The following is an 18,077-nucleotide window of genomic DNA, read 5'->3' as shown; positions in this document are numbered from 1 at the left end:
GACCGCCGCAAGGCCATGCTGCAGGACATCGCGATCCTGACCGGTGGCCAGGTCATCACCGAGACCGTCGGCCTGAAGCTGGAGAACGCCACGCTGGACGACCTCGGTCGCGCCCGCAAGTTCACCACCACGAAGGACGAGACGACCCTCGTCGAGGGCAACGGCGACGCCGACCAGATCCAGGGTCGCGTCAACCAGATCCGCGCCGAGATCGAGAACTCGGACAGCGACTACGACCGCGAGAAGCTGCAGGAGCGCCTGGCGAAGCTCGCCGGCGGTGTTGCGGTCATCAAGGTCGGTGCGGCCACCGAGGTCGAGCTCAAGGAGCGCAAGCACCGCATCGAGGACGCCGTGCGCAACGCGAAGGCGGCCGTCGAGGAGGGCCTGCTCCCGGGCGGCGGTGTCGCACTGGCCAACGCCACCGTCAGCGCGTTCGACAAGCTCGACCTGAAGGGCGACGAGGCCACCGGCGCCAACATCGTCAAGGTCGCGCTGCTGGCTCCGCTGAAGCAGATTGCGATCAACGCCGGCCTCGAGGGTGGCGTCGTGTCGGAGAAGGTGCTCGGCCTCAAGCCGGGTCACGGCCTGAACGCGTCGACCGGTGAGTACGTCGACATGTTCAAGGAAGGCGTCGTCGAGCCGACCAAGGTGACGCGTTCCGCACTGCAGAACGCGGCGTCGATCGCCGCGCTGTTCCTCACCACCGAGGCCGTCGTGGCCGACAAGCCGGAGAAGGCGGCGGCTCCGGCCGGCGCGCCCGGCATGGGCGGTGACATGGACTTCTGATCGCTCGCGATCAGAAGGAGCAGCAGAGCTTCGCTACTCAGAAGAGGGCGGCCCGCGAGGGTCGCCCTCTTCTGTGTCTCGTGGTCGGGACGGTCCGCCGCAACCAGTCGGCAAGGGCGCCACGCTGGCCGAGCGCAGCGGCGACCGCCGTCGCAGCGATCACGGCGACGAGCACCGGCGCGAGCAGCACGAGGTGCGTACCGCCGACGAGCTCGAAGGTCAGGATCACCGCAGTGAGCGGCGCGTGCTGCGTCACCGCCAGCACGCCGGCCGCGGCCATCACCGCGAACTGCACGACGGGCGCGCCCGGCCACAGCTCGTCCGCCAGGTGCCCGGCCACCGCGCCGAGCAGCGCACCGGTCGCCAGCGCCGGCGTCAACGTGCCGCCGATCGCGCCTGCGCCGAGGCAGGCGGCGGTGGCCAGCGGCTTGCAGACCAGCAGCGTCGCGGCGAGCCCCAGGCCGATCGAACCGTCAAAGGCGAGGGTTGCCGGTCCGCGGCCGTTGCCGGGCAGTTGCGGGTAGGCGACGGCGAGTGCGCCGAGCGCGGTGAACACGAGCGGCACCGCGACCGCGACGCGCCAGCCGCTCGGCGCATGCCGGCGGGCCGCTGTCATCAGCCGAACGAACACGACTCCGGCAACGCCGGCGACGACGCCCAGCGGCAGCGCCCAGGCCAGTGCCTGACCGGAGAAGGAGATCGCCGGAAGCTCGTAGAACGGCCTCGTCCCGAAGACCGCCCAGCCGACGGTCGTCGCGATCGCGGAGGTCACCAGCGCAGGAACGATCGCCCGCACCGCGAACGGTGCGCGCAGGACCTCGATGGTGAACGCCGCGCCGCCGAGCGGCACGTTGTAGACGACGGCGAGCCCCGCGCCAGCGCCGGCCGCGAGCAGGATTCGTTGCTGCGCGGCGGACACGCCCAGCCATCGACCGAGCGGACCCCCTGCGGCGGCGCCGGCCTGGCGCGGCGCCCCCTCCCGACCCAGCGAGGCGCCGAAGGCCACCGCGACGATCTGGATGACCGCGTCGATGATCGTCGCGACCAGCGGCAGGTCGGGTCGCTGCGCGCGCATCGCGTGTGTCACCGACACCGACTCGGTGGTGAACGCCCGCCGGCTCAACCACCACGCGACACCGGCGACGACGCCGCCGGCCGCCAGCACCAGGATGCGGCGCGCTGCACCGGCGTGCTCGACGCCGATGAGGAACGTGTTCTCGGTGTAGCCCCAGAACAGATGCTGGATCGCGTGCAGCAGCAGCGTCAGGAGCACCCCGAGTCCTCCCGCGGCGACCCCGGTGGCAAGCGTCGCCGCGACCATGCGCCACGCGGCCCGGATCACGGGACTCAGTGTGCCGAGTGCGTGACGTCCCAGGCGTGGTGGGCCAGGTCGTGCAGGAAGTACCGCGCGAAAGAGTGGACAGTGAACGCCGAGCCGTTCGAGCGCCGACCCGGCCGCTGCCACTGAACGCCGTGCACCCCGGCGAACTGCTCCGCGATGACGTCGGCCGCCGCGGTCAGCTGGCCGCACACGAGCCCGGGCCGTTGCGTCCAGTACTCGCCGTCCAACGCCGCCGCGTCCTGGTCCCAGTTGGCGAACAACGGGTCGTCCTCGGTCAGCATCCGCACGAGCCGGCTGAGAAAGAGTGCGCAGACGTCGCGGACGTGACACGCGTACTCGTTCGGCGACCAGACGTCCGGGCGTGGCCGCGTCGTGCCCTGCGAAGCGCGCGCGGCGTCGCAGATGACCTGCGCGTAGTCGCGGGTGAGGTCTGCGACGTCCTCGTCCTCGACGCGGGCGGCGTCGAATCCGCAGTCCGGGCAGGGCTCGCGCATCGCCCAGGTCCAGTCCTTCGTGTCCGGCGGCGGCACTGCCGGCACGCTCGGCGTGGTCACTGGCTCAGCCGAGCAGCTCGTCGCGGAAGCACCAGCGCCAGGCCTCCCCGGGTTCGATCGAGCGCATGACCGGGTCGCCGGTGTCGTGGAAGTGCGCACTGGCATGGCGCATCGGTGAGGAGTCGCAGCACCCGACGTGGCCGCACGCCAGGCACAGCCGCAGGTGCACCCAGCGGGTGCCGTCGCGTAGGCATTCCTCGCAGCCCTCGGGGGTGCGCGGTTGCGCGAAGCGCGGCGCGTCGCGCAGGTGCTCGCAGTCGCCGGTGCGTTGGGTCGACGTCACCAGCTCATCGTCCACCTTGCTGGCCGCGTCGTCGATCCGGTCGAGCAGCGATTCCTCGAGATCGATCGCTTGCAACGCGCTGCGCAGAACCTCGTCGTCGTAGGTGCCGCTGTCGCGTGCCTCGAGCACCGATCCGCGTTCGGCGGACAGCATGAGCAGCCGCAGCCGCCGGTAGGTGGCCGCCGGTGGCTCGATCTCGAGCTGCGAGCGACCCAGCTGTTCCCAGATCCGGTTGCTGCGTTCGGTGGCGCGTGAGCGCAGGTCGTCGAGTACCTCGGGCGGGTCGTCGTCCGTGGCGACCTCGTCGAGCACGGCCAACCCGGCGCGCGCCGCGGTCTGCACCAGCCCTGCGCTCTGCAACGCGTCCTCGGCAGCGTCCGGTGCCGGCAGGTCGGCGCGCCGCACCACCCACGGCAGCGTCAGTCCCTGGATCAGCAGCGTGCCGGCCACGACGGTGAAGGCGGCGAGGGTGAGCACGTCACGTTGCGGCGTGGCGGCGGGCAGCAGGAACACCGCGGCCAGCGTCACCACGCCCCGCATGCCGGCCCAGGACACCACCGCACTGACCCGCCAGCTCCAGGTGCGTTTGGATCGCACCAGGTGCAGCGCGCCGGAGACGCCGAACATCCACAGGACGCGAGCGAGGATCGTCGCGACGAGCACCGCCACGCACGACACGGCGATCTGCACCCAGGACAGATGCGTGTGCCGAAGATTGCGCAGGATGTCGCGGATCTGCAGGCCGATCAGCAGGAACACCACGTTCTCCAGCAGGAACTGCACGGTGCGCCAGTTGATGTTCTCCGCGATGCGCGAGCCGGCCGTCTGCAGCACCGGTGCCTTGTGCCCGAGCAGCAGCCCGCAGACCACGACGGCCAGCACGCCGGACGCCTTGATCTCCTGCGCGGGCAAGAACGCGATGTACGGCGCGGCGAACGACAACGTGGTGTCCAGCACGGCGTCGTCGATCAGCCGGCGGATCTGGGCGAGCACGAACGCCGCGACCAGGCCGACGAGAACGCCACCGCCGGCCGCGCGCAGGAAATCCCACCCGACGTACCAGGGACTCACTGTTGCGGTGATCGCAGCGACCGTCGTGTTGAGCGCGACCAGTGCGGTGGCGTCGTTGACCAGGCTCTCGCCCTCCAGGATCGAGACCATTCGGCGCGGCATGTTGACCCGGCGGGCGACCGTCGTCGCGGCCACCGCGTCCGGCGGCGCGACCACGGCGCCGAGCGCCAGGGCCGCGGCCAGCGACACCGACGGCACGACCCACCACGCGACGAGCCCGACGGCGAAGACGGTGAACGCCACCAGTCCCACGGAGAGCAGCCCGATCGCGCGGCGGTTGGCCTTGAAGTCGATCAGCGACGTGCGGATCGCCGCGGCGTAGAGCAGCGGCGGCAGCAGCCCGACCAGCACGATGTCCGGCGTCAGCCGGATCTCGAGGAAATGCGGGACGAACGAGAGCCCGATGCCGATCACGAACAGGGCCAGCGGCTCGGACCAGCCCAGGCGGCGCGCCACGCCGGCGACGACGCCGACCACGGCTACGAGGCCGAGGATGTTCAGAGCGGGATGCACCCACTCATTCTCACCGACCCGTGGGTCGGCGGGGTCAGCGTGCGGCGACCTCGCCGGCAGGCGGCGCCGAGATGGCCACCGGCTGGTCGTAGCGGCTGATCGTGGCCACCGAGTTGGTGCTCTTGCCCAGGACGGTGGTGTGCGAGCTGATCTGCACCGGGCGATTCTGGTTGTCGAGGTACATGTCGACCGGTATCGACGTGACGCCCACCTTGGCGAGTGTCGACCTGCCCGGCAGGCTGGCCGGCAGCTTCTTGGGGTCGACCACGACCGCGTAGTGCGTGACCTGCTGGCCGCCCACCGTCGTCTTGCCGAGGTTGCGCACCGAGGACGCGGCCTGCGCGAACACGCTGGCGCTCTGGGCGGACGCGGACTGCAGCGCGGAGTCGAGGGACTGCGCGATACCGCGCAGCATCGGGTTGGTGCTGTTCGGCGACACCAGCACGTACGGCTTGCTCGACTTGCTCAGGCTGCGCGGCAACTTGGCGTAGATCTTGCCGTCGACGTAGACGATGCGGACCGTCTGGCCGCCGGGGATGTTCTCGGTGATCTGGAACGCCGCCAGCTTGCCGCCCGCCAGCTTCTCGTCACCGGTGCCGGTGATCTTGGCGCCGGCGGCGGTGACGTTCAGCGTCAGGTGGAACGACTTCACCGTCGCCAGGGTCTGCTTCAGCGACGTTGCCAGGCTCGTGGCCTGATCACCCGCCGGCGCGGCTGCCGCGCTCGTCGTCGGGGCACTACTGGCCGACGTGCTGTTCGCGCTCGTGCCCTTGCCCGCGGCCGGCGACGTGTGGGGCGCAGGCGAGGACGACGCACACGCGGTGAGCGTTGCCGCGGCGGCCGTCGCGACGATGGCGGAGAAGACGAAGCGCGGGTTCATGCTCACCATGAAAGCACCTTTGACGTCGGCTTCACACGTCGCCGCCGGTCGGACAGGTGATCGAACCGTTGCCTAGCTGGCGGATCGGCCGGAAATGTTCATCAGCCAGGAGACGCCGAACCGGTCGGTCAGCATGCCGAACGTGTCGCCCCACGGCGCCTTCTCCAGCGGCTGGCCGACGGTCGCGCCGTCGGCCAGCTTGTCCCAGTAGCCGCGCAGCGTGGTCTCGTCGTCGCCGCTGAGCGAGATCGTGCCGTTGCTGGCGTATTCGCCGGGGATACTGCTCGGCAGGTCCGCACACATCAGGGTCAGGCCGTCGACGTCCAGCTGCGAGTGCATGACGTTGTTCTGCTCGTCGTCGCCGACCGGCATGCCGCCCTCGGTGAACGTCATCCGGGTGACCTCGCCGCCGAAGACGGATCGGTAGAAATCCATGGCCTCCCGCGCCTGGCCGCGGAAGTTGAGATAGGGATTCAGCACCACGCTCATCGTCGCGCTCCTCGGTCGTCGGGTCTGCGATTGTGCCGCGACCGCGGCTGCGCGGAAAGGGTCAGCGGTCCAGGTCGACCGGGTCGACGACCGGCGGACCGTTGCGCAACGCATCGCGCAGCCGCTCGTGCCATGCGGTATGGGAGTCGGGGTCGTCGGTCGTCGCCGCGCAGACCGGACAGCGGCGCAGCAACATGCGGATGATGGGCTGGTAGTCGTTGCTCACCCGAGCGAGTATCGCCCGGACGACCGGTTACAGCGGGCGGAGCAGGTCGTCGGCGTCGACGATCGTGTACGCGTAGCCCTGTTCGGCGAGGAAGCGTTGCCGGTGCGCGGCGTACTCGGCGTCGAGGGTGTCGCGCGACACGACGGTGTAGAAGTGCGCCTGCCGGCCGTCCGCCTTAGGCCGCAGCACCCGGCCGAGGCGTTGTGCCTCTTCCTGCCGGGACCCGAACGTGCCGGAGATCTGCACGGCGACCGCCGCTTCGGGCAGGTCGATCGAGAAGTTGGCGACCTTCGACACGACCAGCACCCGCGACTCGCCGCGCCGGAACTCGTCGAAGAGCCGCTCACGCTCCTTGGTCGTCGTCGAGCCCTGGATGATCGGCGCGCCGTCGAGCTCGGCCGAGGTGTCGTCGAGCTGATCGAGGTAGGCGCCGATGACGAGCACCTGGTCGTCCGGATGCTGGTCGACGATGGTCTTGATCACCGGCAGCTTCGTGCGCGCCGTGGCGGCCAGCTTGTAGCGGTCCTCGGGCTCGGCCGTCGCGTACGACATCCGCTCGGCATCGGTGAGCGTGACCCGGACCTCGGTGCAGTCGGCCGGCGCGATGTAGCCCTGGTTCTCGATGTCCTTCCACGGCGCGTCGTAGCGCTTCGGCCCGATGAGGGAGAAGACGTCGGCCTCGCGGCCGTCCTCGCGGATCAGCGTGGCAGTCAGCCCGAGCCGCCGGCGCGACTGGAGGTCAGCCGTCAACCGGAAGATCGGTGCCGGTAGCAGGTGCACCTCGTCGTAGATGATCAAGCCCCAGTCGCGGGAGTCGAACAGCTCGAGGTGGCGGTACTCGCCCTTCCGGCGCGTCGTCATCACCTGGTACGTGGCGATGGTGACGGGGCGGATCTCCTTGCGCTCACCGCTGTACTCGCCGATCTCCTCCTCGGTGAGCGACGTGCGCGCGAGCAGCTCACGCTTCCACTGCCGGCCCGCGACGGTGTTGGTGACGAGAATCAGCGTGGTGGCCTGTGCGTGAGCCATCGCGGCAGCGCCGACCAGCGTCTTGCCGGCGCCGCAGGGCAGCACCACGACGCCCGAGCCACCGGCCCAGAACATGTCCGCGGCCTGCTGCTGGTAGTCGCGCAGGTGCCACTCGGACTCGTCGAGCGCGATCGGGTGCGCCTCGCCGTCGACGTAACCCGCGAGGTCCTCGGCAGGCCAGCCGACCTTCAACAGCGCCTGCTTGAGCCGGCCGCGCTCGGACGGGTGCACGGCGACGGTGTCGGCGTCGATGCGCTCACCGAGCATCGGCGCGATCTTCTTCTGCCGCAGCACTTCCTCGAGCACGGCACGATCGACGCTGACGAGCACCAGCCCGTGCGTCGGGTGCTTGACCAGCTGCAGTCGGCCGTAGCGGTCCATCGTGTCGGCGACGTCGACGAGCAGCGCGTGCGGCACCGGGTAGCGCGAGAAGCGCACCAACGCGTCGACGACCTGCTCGGCGTCGTGGCCCGCAGCACGCGCGTTCCACAGCCCGAGCGGCGTCAGGCGGTAGGTGTGCACGTGTTCCGGGCTGCGCTCGAGTTCGGCGAACGGCGCGATGCCGGCGCGTGCCTCGGCGGCTTGCGGGTGGTCGACTTCGAGCAGCAGTGTCTTGTCCGACTGCACGATCAGCGGTCCGTCGGTCACGAATCTCCTCGCATGGAACGAATTGCTCAGTGTCTCAAACGCGCACGGGCCGCAAAGGCTTCCGTGGCACGGGCAACACGTACGGCGTCACGTGTCCTCGCGCTGCTCGTCGGCGAAGTCCACCGACGTGATCCGGTGCACCGGGAACGAGGCCAGCCCCGGCCGGCCGCGCTCGTATCCGCGCACGTACCCGGCGGCGAGCGAGATCGGGTGCAGCTCGTGCGCGGTGGCGGGGCCGTCCGCCTGCGCGACGCCGAGCCACACCAGCCGTTCCTCGCGGACGGCTGTGCGCAGCAGTTCCATCGTCGCCGCGGACGTCACCCCGGGCACCTCGGCGACGGCGGCGTGCACCTGCCGACTGCGCTCGCGCACCGCATCCCCGGCGCGCATCCGGCGCACCACCTCGGCGAGCGCGCCCGCGGTGTCGCTGGTGTTGGTGCTGCGCACGGCGCGCGCCGGCAACCTGGTGGGTGCGCGGGGGCTTTCCCGGTCGAGGGTGAGGACGATGCCGCCGGGCGATTCGGCCGCGGGCGCGAAGCCGGCCTCGCGCAGCACGTCGAGCACCCGGTTGACGGGCTCTTCGCTGATCAGCACGGTGGGCGCGATCAGGTGCAGCTGGAGCGCACGGGCGTCGCGGTCGGCCAGCACCCGGGCGAGCAGGTTCTCGTCGTCGCAGCGCAGGTAGGTGCTCGCGGCGCCCGCCCGCAGCACGCCGTGCCGGCGCGCGGCGTCGTCGATCAGGTAGCGCAGCGCCTGCGGCACCGGGGTGCGCGAGTGGTCCTCGACGAACGCGGTCAACTGCTCGCCGGTGCGGCCGGTGTCCAGCGCGCGACGCACCGAGCGCTCGGTGATCCGGTAGACGCTGGCCCCGCCCGACGACTCGAGGTCGGCGAGGCGGGCCAGCTGCTCGCCGAGTCCGCGCCCCGGCGGACCGGGCACGACGACGGTGAGGTCCGGCTGCAGCAGGAAGTGGTCGACGGGCTCGGGCAGCGCCCGCGCCAGCGCGTGCTCGGCTGCGGCGGTCGAGCCGTCGAGCAGCGTTCGGGTGTACCCGGTCAGGCCGCCGGCGACGGTCACGCCCAGCAGGTCGGCTTCGTCGAGGACCGCGTCGGTCACCGAACGCTGCGCTGCCGCGCGCCGCGGTTGCTGCCAGGCCAGCAGCGCCTGCACGTCCGCGCGGCCGGCGGGTGCAGCGCCCGGCGGCAGTTCGGCCAGCAGGCCGAGGACGTGCCGGCGCAACGTCGGGATGGTGCCGCGCTCGACGTCCGGCCCGAGCGCGGTGATGACGCGGTCCCGCTCGCCGCGCTCGTTCACCAGACTGGGCTGGCGGGTCATGGCCAGCCACGCGGTCGCCACGGCGATCCAGCGGCCGGCGTCGTCGCGTTCGCGCCAGACGTCGTACTCCTCGCTGGGCAGGAACACGGGCTCGACGGAGTTGGTCGAATTGACGAGCGCGGCGGCGAACGCGACCTCGGCGAGCAGCGCGGCGTGCGACTCGGGGACGTCGAGCTCGCGGGCGGTGCGCCGCAGCTCGCGCACGCCGAGGCCGCCCGAGCGCAGTACCGCCGGCGGGGTGGCGGACCAGAGCTCGGCGAGCGTGTCGAGCAGCCGCAGCGTTTCACGCACGGCGGTCGTGGCGAGTTGGTCGAGTTCGTACGGCGCGCGCCGCACCAGCTCCGGCGGCCGGACACGTTCACCGCCGTGCCGGGCGCGCAACGCCGACGCGACCTCGCGGGGCAGCTCCACCCGCTGCGCGTCCAGCTGCGCCAGCAGCCCGCGGGCGACCAGCCCGGCCACCGGCGACGGTCCTGCCGTCGGGCGCACCGAGCCGACCGGCGGACCGACGGCCAGGCGCTCGAGGACGTCGCGCTCCGCGTCGCTGCACTGTGCCAGCAGCCGGTCGAGTGCGTCGGCGTCGGTGAGCGGCGGCCGCTCGGCCGCCGGCTGCCGGGCGAACAGCACGTCGGCGGGCCGGCCGAGACCGTCCGGATAGGGGCCGACCGCGTCCCGGACGCTGGGCGTCAGGTGCACGAGATCCGCGTCGCCCCAGACGAGCGCGACGTCGAGCAGGGCGTCCAGCCCGTCCGGCTGCGGGTCGTCGACGGCATCGTCCGGCCCGGCGGCCAGCACGAGCGTCTCGAGCGCGTGCAGCGCGGGCGCGTCCAGCGAATCGACCGCGCGCTGGGTGGAGGTGCGGACGCCGAGCCGTGCGGCCAGCGCGCCGAGGTCCGGGGCAGTGGGCAACGCAAGATCGGGCCTGCGCTGCAGCAGGCGCGTCAGCTGCTGATCGGTGCGTTGGCGCAGCCATTGCGCCAGCGAACCGGCCCGGGCGGAGGGCTGTTCGCTCGGCGACTCGGTCAGCGACTCAGCGCCCGTCGGCGAGGCGCGGACGGTCCTCCGCGCGGGGGTGCACATAGCCCAGCGTCGACGCCGGGACGGGGTACTCGATCTCGCCGAACGGCGAGTGCGCCCCGGCCGCGTCCGAGACCAGCTCGGACACGGTGAAGTCGACGGCGTCGTCGTCGTTGCGCGCACCGCGGAACTGCTCGGGAAGGCGAGGTGACGTGCCGGCCATGGGCCTGCCCTTCGTGACTGGGGTGGACAGTCGAGTGTATCCGGCTGGCAGGTGAATCCCGCGGACACGGTCGGTAATCTGTACAGCGGAGGCGCCGTCCTGCGGTGCCTCGATTGCTGTCAGCGCAGTTTCGTTCGAGGAGTCCGCGGTGCCCACGGGCAAAGTCAAGTTCTTCAACGCCGAAAAGAACTTCGGCTTCCTGTCCAACGACGAGGGCGAGGACGTCTACGTCCACCGCGACCAGTTGCCGGAGGGCATGGCCGAGGTCCGTCCCGGCACCCGCGTCGAGTACGGCATCGTCTCCGGCCGCAAGGGCAACCAGGCGATGCAGGTGCGGCTGCTCGACCCCGTGCCGTCGGTGGTGCGCAACGTACGCAAGCCGGCCGAGGAGATAGCGCCGCAGATCGAGGACCTGATCAAGGTGCTCGACCGTACGTCCAACTCACTGCGCCGCGGCCACTACCCGGACCGCACCGAGTCGCACCGGATCGCCCGCCTGCTGCGCGCCTTCGCCGACCAGCTAGACGCGTAGGGACGGATTGCGCGGGGTCAGCCCTTCCTCGTGGGCCCGGCCCAGCAGAGCCTCGACGGCCGCATAGCCTTCGTCGCCCAGCTCGCGGGTGAACTCGTTGACGTAGAGCGCGATGTGTTGCTGCTGCACGTCCGGTGACATCTCGTCGGCGTGCGCGGCGATGTAGTCGGCGGACGCTTGCGGGTGCGCCCACGCGTATTCGACGGAGCGTCGGGCCGCGCCGGCGAGCGCGTCGAGGTCCAGGCCACGGCGGGCGATGATCGCGCCCAGCGGGATCGGCAGCCCGGTGTCGCGCTCCCACCACTCGCCGAGATCGACCAGCGCCTGCAGGCCGAACTGCGGGTAGGTGAACCGCGCCTCGTGGATGACCAGCCCCGCGTCGTAGGCGCCGTCGCGCACCGCCGGCATGATCGAGGTGAACGGCACGACGTCGATGCGCGCTGGCCGCTGCCCGCTGGCCCACAGCCGGAACAGCAAGTAGGCCGTCGAGCGCTCGCTCGGCACGGCCACGGTGCGTCCGTCGAGTGAGCCCATCGGCTCCCGGGTGAGCACGAGCGGCCCGCAGCCGCGGCCGAGCGCGCCGCCGCTGGGCAGCAACGCGTGGGTGTCCAGCAGCCACGGCAGCGCGGCGTAGGACACCTTCACCACGTCGAACTCGCCGCGCTCCGCTGCCGAGTTGGTGACGTCGATGTCGGCGAACGTGACGTCCAGCGCGGGCGCGGCGGGCAGCAACCCGTGCGACCACGCATGGAAGACGAACGTGTCGTTCGGGCACGGGGAATAGGCGATCTTCATCGGGCCTCCACCACCGCCGCGACAGCGGCACCGAGTGCATCGAGCGCGCGCGGGATCTCCCACGCCGTGCGGTCACGGGGGCCGACGGCGTTGCTGATCGCACGCACCTCGGCGAACGGCGCGCCGTGCAGGTGCGCAGCGGCTGCCACGCCGGCGCCCTCCATTCCTTCGGCGACGGCCTGCGGGAAGCGGTCGGCGAGTTGCATAGCGCGCTCGGCGGTGCCGGTAACGGTTGCGACGGTCAACACGGTGCCGAGATGCCCGCCGGTGAGGTCGGCGATTTCGACGGCGAGTTTCGGTTCGACGTAGTGGCGCTCGGCGCCGAAGCCGAGCTGCGACACGGGCAGGAAGCCGTCGGGGGAGTCGGCGCCCAGGTCGGCGAACACGAGCGAGCTCGCCACCGCGATGTCGCCGGCCCGCAGCGGTGCGAAGCCACCGCCGATCCCCGCGGCCAGCACGAGATCCGCGCCCGCGCGCGCCAGTTCGGCCGACGCGCACGCCGCGGCGCACGCCGGCCCCACGCCGGCGACGACGACGCGCACGTCGGAGCGGTCGGTGGGCAGGTGTGCGTGGATCGCGTCGCGCTCGGCCGCGACGGCGGTGACGATCAGCAGGCGCGCGGCAGGTGCGGGTCCGCTCACTGCCGGACCGGCCACGGCACGTCGACCGCCGAGCGGGTGGTGATGGCGCGGTTGCGCAGGGCGATCAGCACGCCCACCGCACCGACGACGACACCGGCGACGACGAAGCCGATCGAACCGTCACCGTCGCTGTTGCTCGGCAGCACCACCCCGAGCGCCGCGCCGATGACCCATGCCAGCTGCAGGAACGTCTCGGACCGGGCGAACGCGCTGGAACGCAGCGTCTCGATCACGTCGCGCTGGATCAGCGCGTCCAGCGCGATCTTCGACAACGCATTGGTGATCGACGCGATGAGCATGCCGACGGCGGCGAACAGCACGTTGAAGAACAACGCGATGAGCAGCACGACGGCGGCGCTGATGCACACGCTCAGCACGATGATGTACTCCGGCTTGCTCATCTGCAGCCGGGTGCCGATGGCGGTGCCGAGGAAGTTGCCGACGCCCGCGGCACCGACCACGAGGCCGAGCTCGAGCACGCCCTGCAGGCCGTGTTGCGTCGACTCGACGAAGAACGCGAGGTAGATCGTCAGCATGCCGGACAGCAGGCGCAGCGACGACTCACCCTGCAGGGCGATCACGAGATGCGGGTCGAATCCGCGCCTGGCCCAGGCGTGGATGCGCTGAATCGGTGGCACCCGCTCCTGCCGGCGTGGCCGCACCGGCTCCTGCGGATGCCGCGGTGCCGCGGACGCGGAGTCGACCTGCTTGGGCAGCCGGAACGCGAAGACGGCACACGCGGCGAAGCCGAACGCGGTCACGATCAGGCCGGCCGTGTACGAGCCGGACACCTTGATGATGGCGCCGACCAGACCGCCGAGCACGAGCGTCGAGCCGAGGCCGAACATGGTGATGCGCGCGTTGGCCTTGGTAAGCGTCATGCCCTGCGGCACGAGCCGGGGCGCCGCGGCGGCGCGGACCACGCCGTAGGCCTTCGACAGCACCAGTGAGCCGAGCGCGCACGGATACAGCACGAGCAGCTCGGTCGGGTGCGCGGCCATCACCAGCGCCAGGATGCATCGGCCGATCGCGGTGCCGGCCATCGTCCACCGCCGCCCGTGCTGCAACCGGTCGAGTGCGGGCCCGATCACCGGCGCGACGACGGCGAATGGCGCCATGGTGACCAGCAGGTAGAGCAGCACGTTGCCGCGCTGGGCGTGCGCGGACGCGCCGAAGAAGACCGTGCCGGCCAACGCGACGGTGATCATCGCGTCGGTGCCGTAGCTGAGCACCTGGTTCCACACGAGCGCCGTCAGCCCGGATTCGTCCGCACCGTCGGCCTTGCTCGCGTCGATGACCTTGCGCGTGACGCCGCGGGCGAGCTTGTTGGTGCCGCTCAGCGCGGCCCGGCCGATGCCGGCCGGCCCGGACGGCGACGGCTGCTTCGGGGGGCGCAGCGGCGGCATCGACGGCGCGTCCCGGCGCGCCGCGGGGGTGTGGTGATAGGTGGGTGAACCGAACCGGTCGCGCGGCAGGGCGGTCGTGTCGGCATCGGTGCCGCGCGGCAGGGCGGTCGTGTCGGCGTCGTGGCGTCCCGGCGGGGGGCCTCCTGCCGCCGGATCGCCGTCACGCCTGCCCACCCGTCCATCCTGCCTCACGTGGCGCAGCTGATCGGGACTCAGCGCTCGACGGTCACGACCGTGGTGCCGGGTTTCGCCCAGGAGTACATCCACGCCATGGTCTGCGTCGGCAGGTGCACGCAGCCGTGCGAGCCGCCGGTGGGCCAGTCCTGCGAGCCGAACGGCATCTTCTGCCACGAGGCGTCGTGCATGCCGTAGTCGCCGTCGAACGGCATCCAGTACTTCACGTAGTCGCGGTATCCGCGGCCCACGAGATAGCGGTTGCGCTGCTTGGCCTGCACCCGCCAGGACCCGCGCGGGGTCTGGTCGTGGTGGGTGACCGAACCGGTGGTCACCGGCGTCGAGCGCACTTCTTTGGCGCCCTCGCACGCCCACAGGTGTTGCGCACGCACGCTGACCAGGACGAGCTGGCGGTAGCTGTTGGTCGCGCACGACGAGGCGTCCGTGCCCAGGTTCACGACCGCCGGCGCGGGCGGCGGGACCGACCCCGCTGCGAAGCCGGCGGCCGACCCGCTGAAGCCCTCGACGGTGACCCGGTGCGCCGGGGAGCCGAGCGAGCGGGTCGGCGCGGCCTGCGGTCGGGCGTGCGTGGGCCGGGTCGGCGCGCCGCGTACCAGGGCGAGCACCGTGACAGCCGCCAGGATCGGCAGCGCGTACGCGCGCCAGCCCCAGCGCTGCGCGAACCGCGTCCACGCGGTGCGCCGGCGCGGGGTCGCCGTCCGCTCGATGCTCACCATCGACCTCACCCTGACATACGCCCCGCGACGGGTGGGACACTGGTCGCCGTGAGCAGCAGCGACGACACCACGAGCTCGCCCGGCACCACCGGCGTGCTCGCCGAGCGCGACGACGTGCTGGCCTCGGCGATCGACGTCGCCTACCGCGCCGCCGTCGACGCGGCCGGGATCGGCGGTGGCGACGCCGTCGGCGAGCACCTGGGCGTGCGCGCCGAGACCACCGTGGCCGACGAGCCCGTGCGCGTGGCGACGCACGCCTTCGCCTCGACGCTGCCCGGATACGTGGGCTGGCACTGGGGGGTGACGCTCGCCCGCACGCTGGACGACGAGCACGTCACGGTCGACGAGGTGGTCCTGCTGCCCGGCGACGACGCGCTGCTCGCGCCGGTATGGGTGCCGTGGCAGGAGCGCGTGCAACCCGGCGATCTCGCGCCCGGCGACCTGCTGCCCGCTCGGCAGGACGACCCGCGGCTGGTCCCGGCCTACGTCGCCGACGACACCGACGATCCGGTCATCAGTGACGTCGCGTTCGAGCTCGGCCTCGGCCGCGAGCAGGTGCTCTCCCGCGACGGGCGCCTGGACGCGGCCGACCGCTGGCACGGCGGCGAGCGCGGACCGGACACGCCGATGGCCCGGCAGGCGCCCGGCCACTGCGGCACCTGCGGCTTTCTCCTGGCGCTGGCCGGCTCGCTGCGGGCCGGCTTCGGCGTGTGCGGCAACGGGGTCACCGACACCGACGGCCAGGTCGTCAGCGTCGAGTACGGCTGCGGCGCCCACTCGCAGGTGCAGGCCGCGCCGACCCCGCTCGGCGACGCGGTCGAGCTCGTCTACGACGACGGCGACGAGATCACGCCGAAGGACTGAGCGCCGGCCTCAGATCGTGCGGCCCTGCCGGCGGTGCCGGTTCATCAGCGACCAGCCGAGGACGCCGCAGACCGTGCCCGCAAGGCACGTCCACAGCCAGACGCGGTGATCGTGGCGACCCAGCCACCCCCAGAAGAACAGCAGGACGACGAAGGCCGCGAACCACAGTGCGGTGCCGACCGCCACGATGCGCCGCGCATTCATCTGCACGGGCGGTGGAGTGACGAGCTCGGGCACGGCCTGCAGCTTAGAACGCCCCGGGACAAGATGGCGTGCCGCTCGGTCGTTAGCTAAGCTAACTATTGTGATCACGGCGATCCGGGCCCCCGAACTCGCGGCCCTGCTGCGCCCGTCGCTGCTGCGGCTGACCCGGCTGGTGCGCAACCAACGCGTCGACACCTCGATCACGCTGACCGCCCTCTCGGCGATGGCCTCGCTGCGCAAGCACGGCCCGATGAGCGCGGGCGAGCTCGCCGCGTTCGAGCGCGTGCAGCCGCCGTCGATGACGAAGGTCCTGGCGGCGCTGGAGGACAAGCAGCTCGTGCGCCGCGATTCGCATCCGCACGACCGGCGGCAGGCCATCCTCGAGATCACCGAGGCCGGTGTCGCGCTGCTCGATTCCGAGCAGCGTTCGCGCGATCTGTGGCTGAGCACCCAGCTCGAATCGCTGACCGCCGACGAGCGTGCCCTGCTGCAGCGCGTCGTGCCGATCCTCGACAAGCTGGCGGCCCAGTGACGGCGCTGGCCGAACCCGAGGCACGCGCCGGCATGTTTCGCTCGCTGCGGACCCGCAACTACCGCCTCTTCGCGTCCGGGCAGCTGGTCTCGCTCACCGGCACCTGGATGCAACGGGTGGCGCAGGACTGGTTGGTGCTCGAGCTGACCAACTCCGGCACGGCGCTGGGCGTCGTCACGGCGTTGCAGTTCGCACCGTCGCTGGTGCTCGGCATGTGGGGTGGCACGCTCGCCGACCGCAGCGACAAGCGCAAGCTGCTGCTCGTCACGCAGTCGGCCATCGCGCTGACCGCGCTGCTGCTCGGCCTGCTCGACGTCACGGGCGTCGTCGCCTACTGGCACGTGCTGGTGCTCGCCACCGTGCTCGGCGTCATCACGTCCGTCGACAACCCGGCCCGGCAGTCATTCGTGGTCGAGATGGTGGGCAAGGACGACCTGACCAACGCCGTGGCGATCAACTCCACGATCTTCAACACCGGCCGGATCCTGGGGCCGGCCATCTCCGGCGTGCTGATCACCGCCGTCGGCACCGGCTGGTCGTTCATCGCCAACGCGGCGTCGAGCATCGCCGTCCTGTGCGCGCTGGTGGCCATGCGGCCGGCCGAGCTGTTTCCCGCGAAACCGGTTGCCCGCGCCAAGGGACAGTTGCGCGAGGGGCTGTCCTACGTCCGCGGCCGCCCCGACCTCGTGCTGACGATGGTGCTGGTGTTCGCCGTCGGCACGTTCGGCATCAACTTCCAGATCACCAGCGCACTGCTCGCCAAGCAGGTGTTCGGCCGGGGAGCCGACGGGTACGGGGCGTTGTCCACCGCGCTCGCGATCGGCGCATTCGTCGGCGCGATCTTCGCGACCCGCCGGACGAAGCGGCCCACCGCGATGTTCCTGCTGGGCGCCGCCGCAGTGTTCTCTGTCGCGGAGATCGTCTCCGGCCTCATGCCGTCGTTCTGGCTCAGCGCGCTGCTGCTCGTCCCGGTCGGGCTGGCCATGTTGTCGGTCACCACCGCGGCGAATTCGCACGTCCAACTCGGCGTCGCACCGCACATGCGCGGCCGGGTGATGTCGCTGTACCTGATGTGCTTCATGGGCGGCACGCCGTTCGGTGCGCCGATCGTGGGCGCGCTGGGTGAGCTGTTCGGCCCGCGGTGGGGCGTGATCGGCGGCGGCGCAGTCTGCCTGCTCTGCGTCGGCGCGCTGGTCGCCTACACAGCGCGCCGCAGCGGCCTGCACGTCGCAGACGTGGTCGACCTCGTGACGACGCGCGCCGCGCGTGAGCCTGCCGCCTGACCTCATGGAGCTGGTCGCGGACCCGGCGCCGGACGACCCGCGGTTGGCCGACTTCCGCGACCTGTCCGACGCGGACGTGCGTCCCGACCGCCGCGGCGTGGTGGTCGCCGAGGGCAGCAACGTCGTGCGGCGCCTGATCGGCTCGCCCTACCCGGTCCGTGCGGTGCTGGGCGTGCCCGCCCGCATCGACGCGCTGCGTGATGTGCTCGAGCCGCTCGACGTGCCGGTGTTCGCGCTCGACAAGTGGGCGCTGTCCGAGGTCGTCGGTTTCCGGGTGACCCGCGGCGTGCTGGCCACCGCCGACCGGATCGCCCCGCCCCCGGGTGAGTCGCAGCGAGCCGGCGCGCGGCGCGCACCACGGCGTCCGATTGCGGATCGCCGCCGACGCACACCATGAGCCGCTCGGTTGTCGGCCATGCGCCCTCGACCGCGTTGCGCCGGAGGTGGTCGACCATCTGATCGTCGACACGATCAGCGGTCCGGCGCAGCGCCAGCTCACGCAGGGCCGTAAGG

The 18,077-nt window shown here is 71.7% G+C and carries 20 protein-coding genes and 1 pseudogene; 6 read left to right on the top strand and 15 right to left on the bottom strand.

The window, feature by feature from the left end:
* The coding region (locus ACFFCN_RS15480; RefSeq protein ID WP_375493053.1) for a TCP-1/cpn60 chaperonin family protein at positions 1–786 on the top strand (786 nt) is incomplete at its 5' end.
* 37 nt (positions 787–823) lie between these two features.
* Here the strand turns inward: ACFFCN_RS15480 and ACFFCN_RS15475 are convergent.
* The 9 genes from ACFFCN_RS15475 to ACFFCN_RS15435 all read right to left on the bottom strand — a co-directional run bounded on the left by ACFFCN_RS15475 (position 824) and on the right by ACFFCN_RS15435 (position 10,396).
* Positions 824–2,128, bottom strand: a complete 1,305-nt coding sequence (locus tag ACFFCN_RS15475) for a chloride channel protein (protein WP_375493051.1) — start codon at positions 2,126–2,128, stop codon at positions 824–826.
* A 5-nt stretch (positions 2,129–2,133) separates the two neighbouring features.
* Complete coding sequence (locus ACFFCN_RS15470) at positions 2,134–2,682, bottom strand: DinB family protein (RefSeq protein ID WP_375493049.1); 549 nt, start codon at positions 2,680–2,682, stop codon at positions 2,134–2,136.
* A 4-nt stretch (positions 2,683–2,686) separates the two neighbouring features.
* Entirely contained in the window at positions 2,687–4,549 is a 1,863-nt protein-coding gene (locus ACFFCN_RS15465) for a Na+/H+ antiporter (RefSeq protein ID WP_375493048.1), read from the bottom strand.
* Positions 4,550–4,583: 34 nt separating this feature from the next.
* Positions 4,584–5,438, bottom strand: coding sequence for a hypothetical protein (locus ACFFCN_RS15460; RefSeq protein ID WP_375493046.1), 855 nt, complete (start codon positions 5,436–5,438; stop codon positions 4,584–4,586).
* Positions 5,439–5,501: 63 nt separating this feature from the next.
* Positions 5,502–5,918 (bottom strand): VOC family protein, encoded by a 417-nt coding sequence (locus ACFFCN_RS15455; protein WP_375493045.1) that lies wholly within the window; start codon positions 5,916–5,918, stop codon positions 5,502–5,504.
* Between the two features lie 61 nt (positions 5,919–5,979).
* Positions 5,980–6,144, bottom strand: a complete 165-nt coding sequence (locus ACFFCN_RS15450) for a hypothetical protein (protein WP_375493044.1) — start codon at positions 6,142–6,144, stop codon at positions 5,980–5,982.
* 27 nt (positions 6,145–6,171) lie between these two features.
* The gene (locus ACFFCN_RS15445; RefSeq protein ID WP_375493042.1) at positions 6,172–7,821 is read right to left on the bottom strand and encodes a DNA repair helicase XPB; all 1,650 of its coding nucleotides are present in this window, start codon (positions 7,819–7,821) and stop codon (positions 6,172–6,174) included.
* Positions 7,822–7,908: 87 nt separating this feature from the next.
* A complete protein-coding gene (locus tag ACFFCN_RS15440; RefSeq protein ID WP_375493041.1) occupies positions 7,909–10,236 on the bottom strand; it encodes a helicase-associated domain-containing protein in 2,328 nt (775 codons plus the stop codon).
* The gene (locus ACFFCN_RS15435) at positions 10,187–10,396 is read right to left on the bottom strand and encodes a hypothetical protein (protein ID WP_375493039.1); all 210 of its coding nucleotides are present in this window, start codon (positions 10,394–10,396) and stop codon (positions 10,187–10,189) included. The genes ACFFCN_RS15440 and ACFFCN_RS15435 overlap by 50 nt, the downstream gene beginning before the upstream one ends.
* A 148-nt stretch (positions 10,397–10,544) precedes the next feature.
* Here ACFFCN_RS15435 and ACFFCN_RS15430 point away from each other — a divergent pair, with 148 nt between their 5' ends.
* Positions 10,545–10,928, top strand: a complete 384-nt coding sequence (locus tag ACFFCN_RS15430) for a cold-shock protein (RefSeq protein ID WP_375493037.1) — start codon at positions 10,545–10,547, stop codon at positions 10,926–10,928.
* On the opposite strand, the gene ACFFCN_RS15425 is transcribed toward ACFFCN_RS15430, so the two are convergent.
* From ACFFCN_RS15425 to ACFFCN_RS15410, 4 genes are read right to left on the bottom strand one after another with little or no spacing between them, the layout of a single operon-like run.
* Entirely contained in the window at positions 10,917–11,723 is an 807-nt protein-coding gene (locus ACFFCN_RS15425) for a 1,4-dihydroxy-6-naphthoate synthase (protein WP_375493036.1), read from the bottom strand. The two genes, ACFFCN_RS15430 and ACFFCN_RS15425, sit on opposite strands and share 12 nt — an antisense overlap.
* Positions 11,720–12,364: a futalosine hydrolase gene (locus ACFFCN_RS15420; protein WP_375493034.1), complete on the bottom strand. Its 645-nt coding sequence runs from the start codon at positions 12,362–12,364 to the stop codon at positions 11,720–11,722. Before ACFFCN_RS15420 ends, ACFFCN_RS15425 begins: the two co-directional genes overlap by 4 nt.
* A complete protein-coding gene (locus ACFFCN_RS15415) occupies positions 12,361–13,944 on the bottom strand; it encodes an MFS transporter (RefSeq protein ID WP_375493032.1) in 1,584 nt (527 codons plus the stop codon). The genes ACFFCN_RS15420 and ACFFCN_RS15415 overlap by 4 nt, the downstream gene beginning before the upstream one ends.
* Positions 13,945–13,982: 38 nt before the next feature.
* Positions 13,983–14,681, bottom strand: coding sequence for a L,D-transpeptidase (locus tag ACFFCN_RS15410; protein ID WP_375493030.1), 699 nt, complete (start codon positions 14,679–14,681; stop codon positions 13,983–13,985).
* Positions 14,682–14,729: 48 nt separating this feature from the next.
* Between ACFFCN_RS15410 and ACFFCN_RS15405 the strand changes: the two genes are divergently transcribed.
* On the top strand, positions 14,730–15,545 hold the full coding sequence (locus tag ACFFCN_RS15405; RefSeq protein WP_375493028.1) for a DUF3027 domain-containing protein: 816 nt from the start codon (positions 14,730–14,732) through the stop codon (positions 15,543–15,545).
* 9 nt (positions 15,546–15,554) lie between these two features.
* Here ACFFCN_RS15405 and ACFFCN_RS15400 read toward each other — a convergent pair whose 3' ends face one another.
* Complete coding sequence (locus ACFFCN_RS15400; protein WP_375493026.1) at positions 15,555–15,782, bottom strand: DUF2530 domain-containing protein; 228 nt, start codon at positions 15,780–15,782, stop codon at positions 15,555–15,557.
* Positions 15,783–15,849: 67 nt separating this feature from the next.
* Between ACFFCN_RS15400 and ACFFCN_RS15395 the strand changes: the two genes are divergently transcribed.
* From ACFFCN_RS15395 to ACFFCN_RS15385, 3 genes are read left to right on the top strand one after another with little or no spacing between them, the layout of a single operon-like run.
* Entirely contained in the window at positions 15,850–16,281 is a 432-nt protein-coding gene (locus ACFFCN_RS15395; RefSeq protein WP_375493024.1) for a MarR family winged helix-turn-helix transcriptional regulator, read from the top strand.
* Positions 16,278–17,564, top strand: coding sequence for an MFS transporter (locus ACFFCN_RS15390; protein ID WP_375493022.1), 1,287 nt, complete (start codon positions 16,278–16,280; stop codon positions 17,562–17,564). The genes ACFFCN_RS15395 and ACFFCN_RS15390 overlap by 4 nt, the downstream gene beginning before the upstream one ends.
* On the top strand, positions 17,548–17,961 hold the full coding sequence (locus ACFFCN_RS15385) for a hypothetical protein (protein ID WP_375493054.1): 414 nt from the start codon (positions 17,548–17,550) through the stop codon (positions 17,959–17,961). The genes ACFFCN_RS15390 and ACFFCN_RS15385 overlap by 17 nt, the downstream gene beginning before the upstream one ends.
* On the opposite strand, the pseudogene ACFFCN_RS15380 reads toward ACFFCN_RS15385, so the two are convergent.
* Positions 17,894–18,077, bottom strand: a pseudogene (locus tag ACFFCN_RS15380) (hypothetical protein); the annotation flags it as partial. The gene ACFFCN_RS15385 and the pseudogene ACFFCN_RS15380 sit on opposite strands and share 68 nt — an antisense overlap.

Origin of the sequence: uncultured Jatrophihabitans sp., from assembly GCF_964246335.1 — a bacterium.
Classification (GTDB): Bacteria; Actinomycetota; Actinomycetes; order Mycobacteriales; family Jatrophihabitantaceae; genus Jatrophihabitans.
This window is presented reverse-complemented; position numbering and strand designations above follow the sequence as displayed.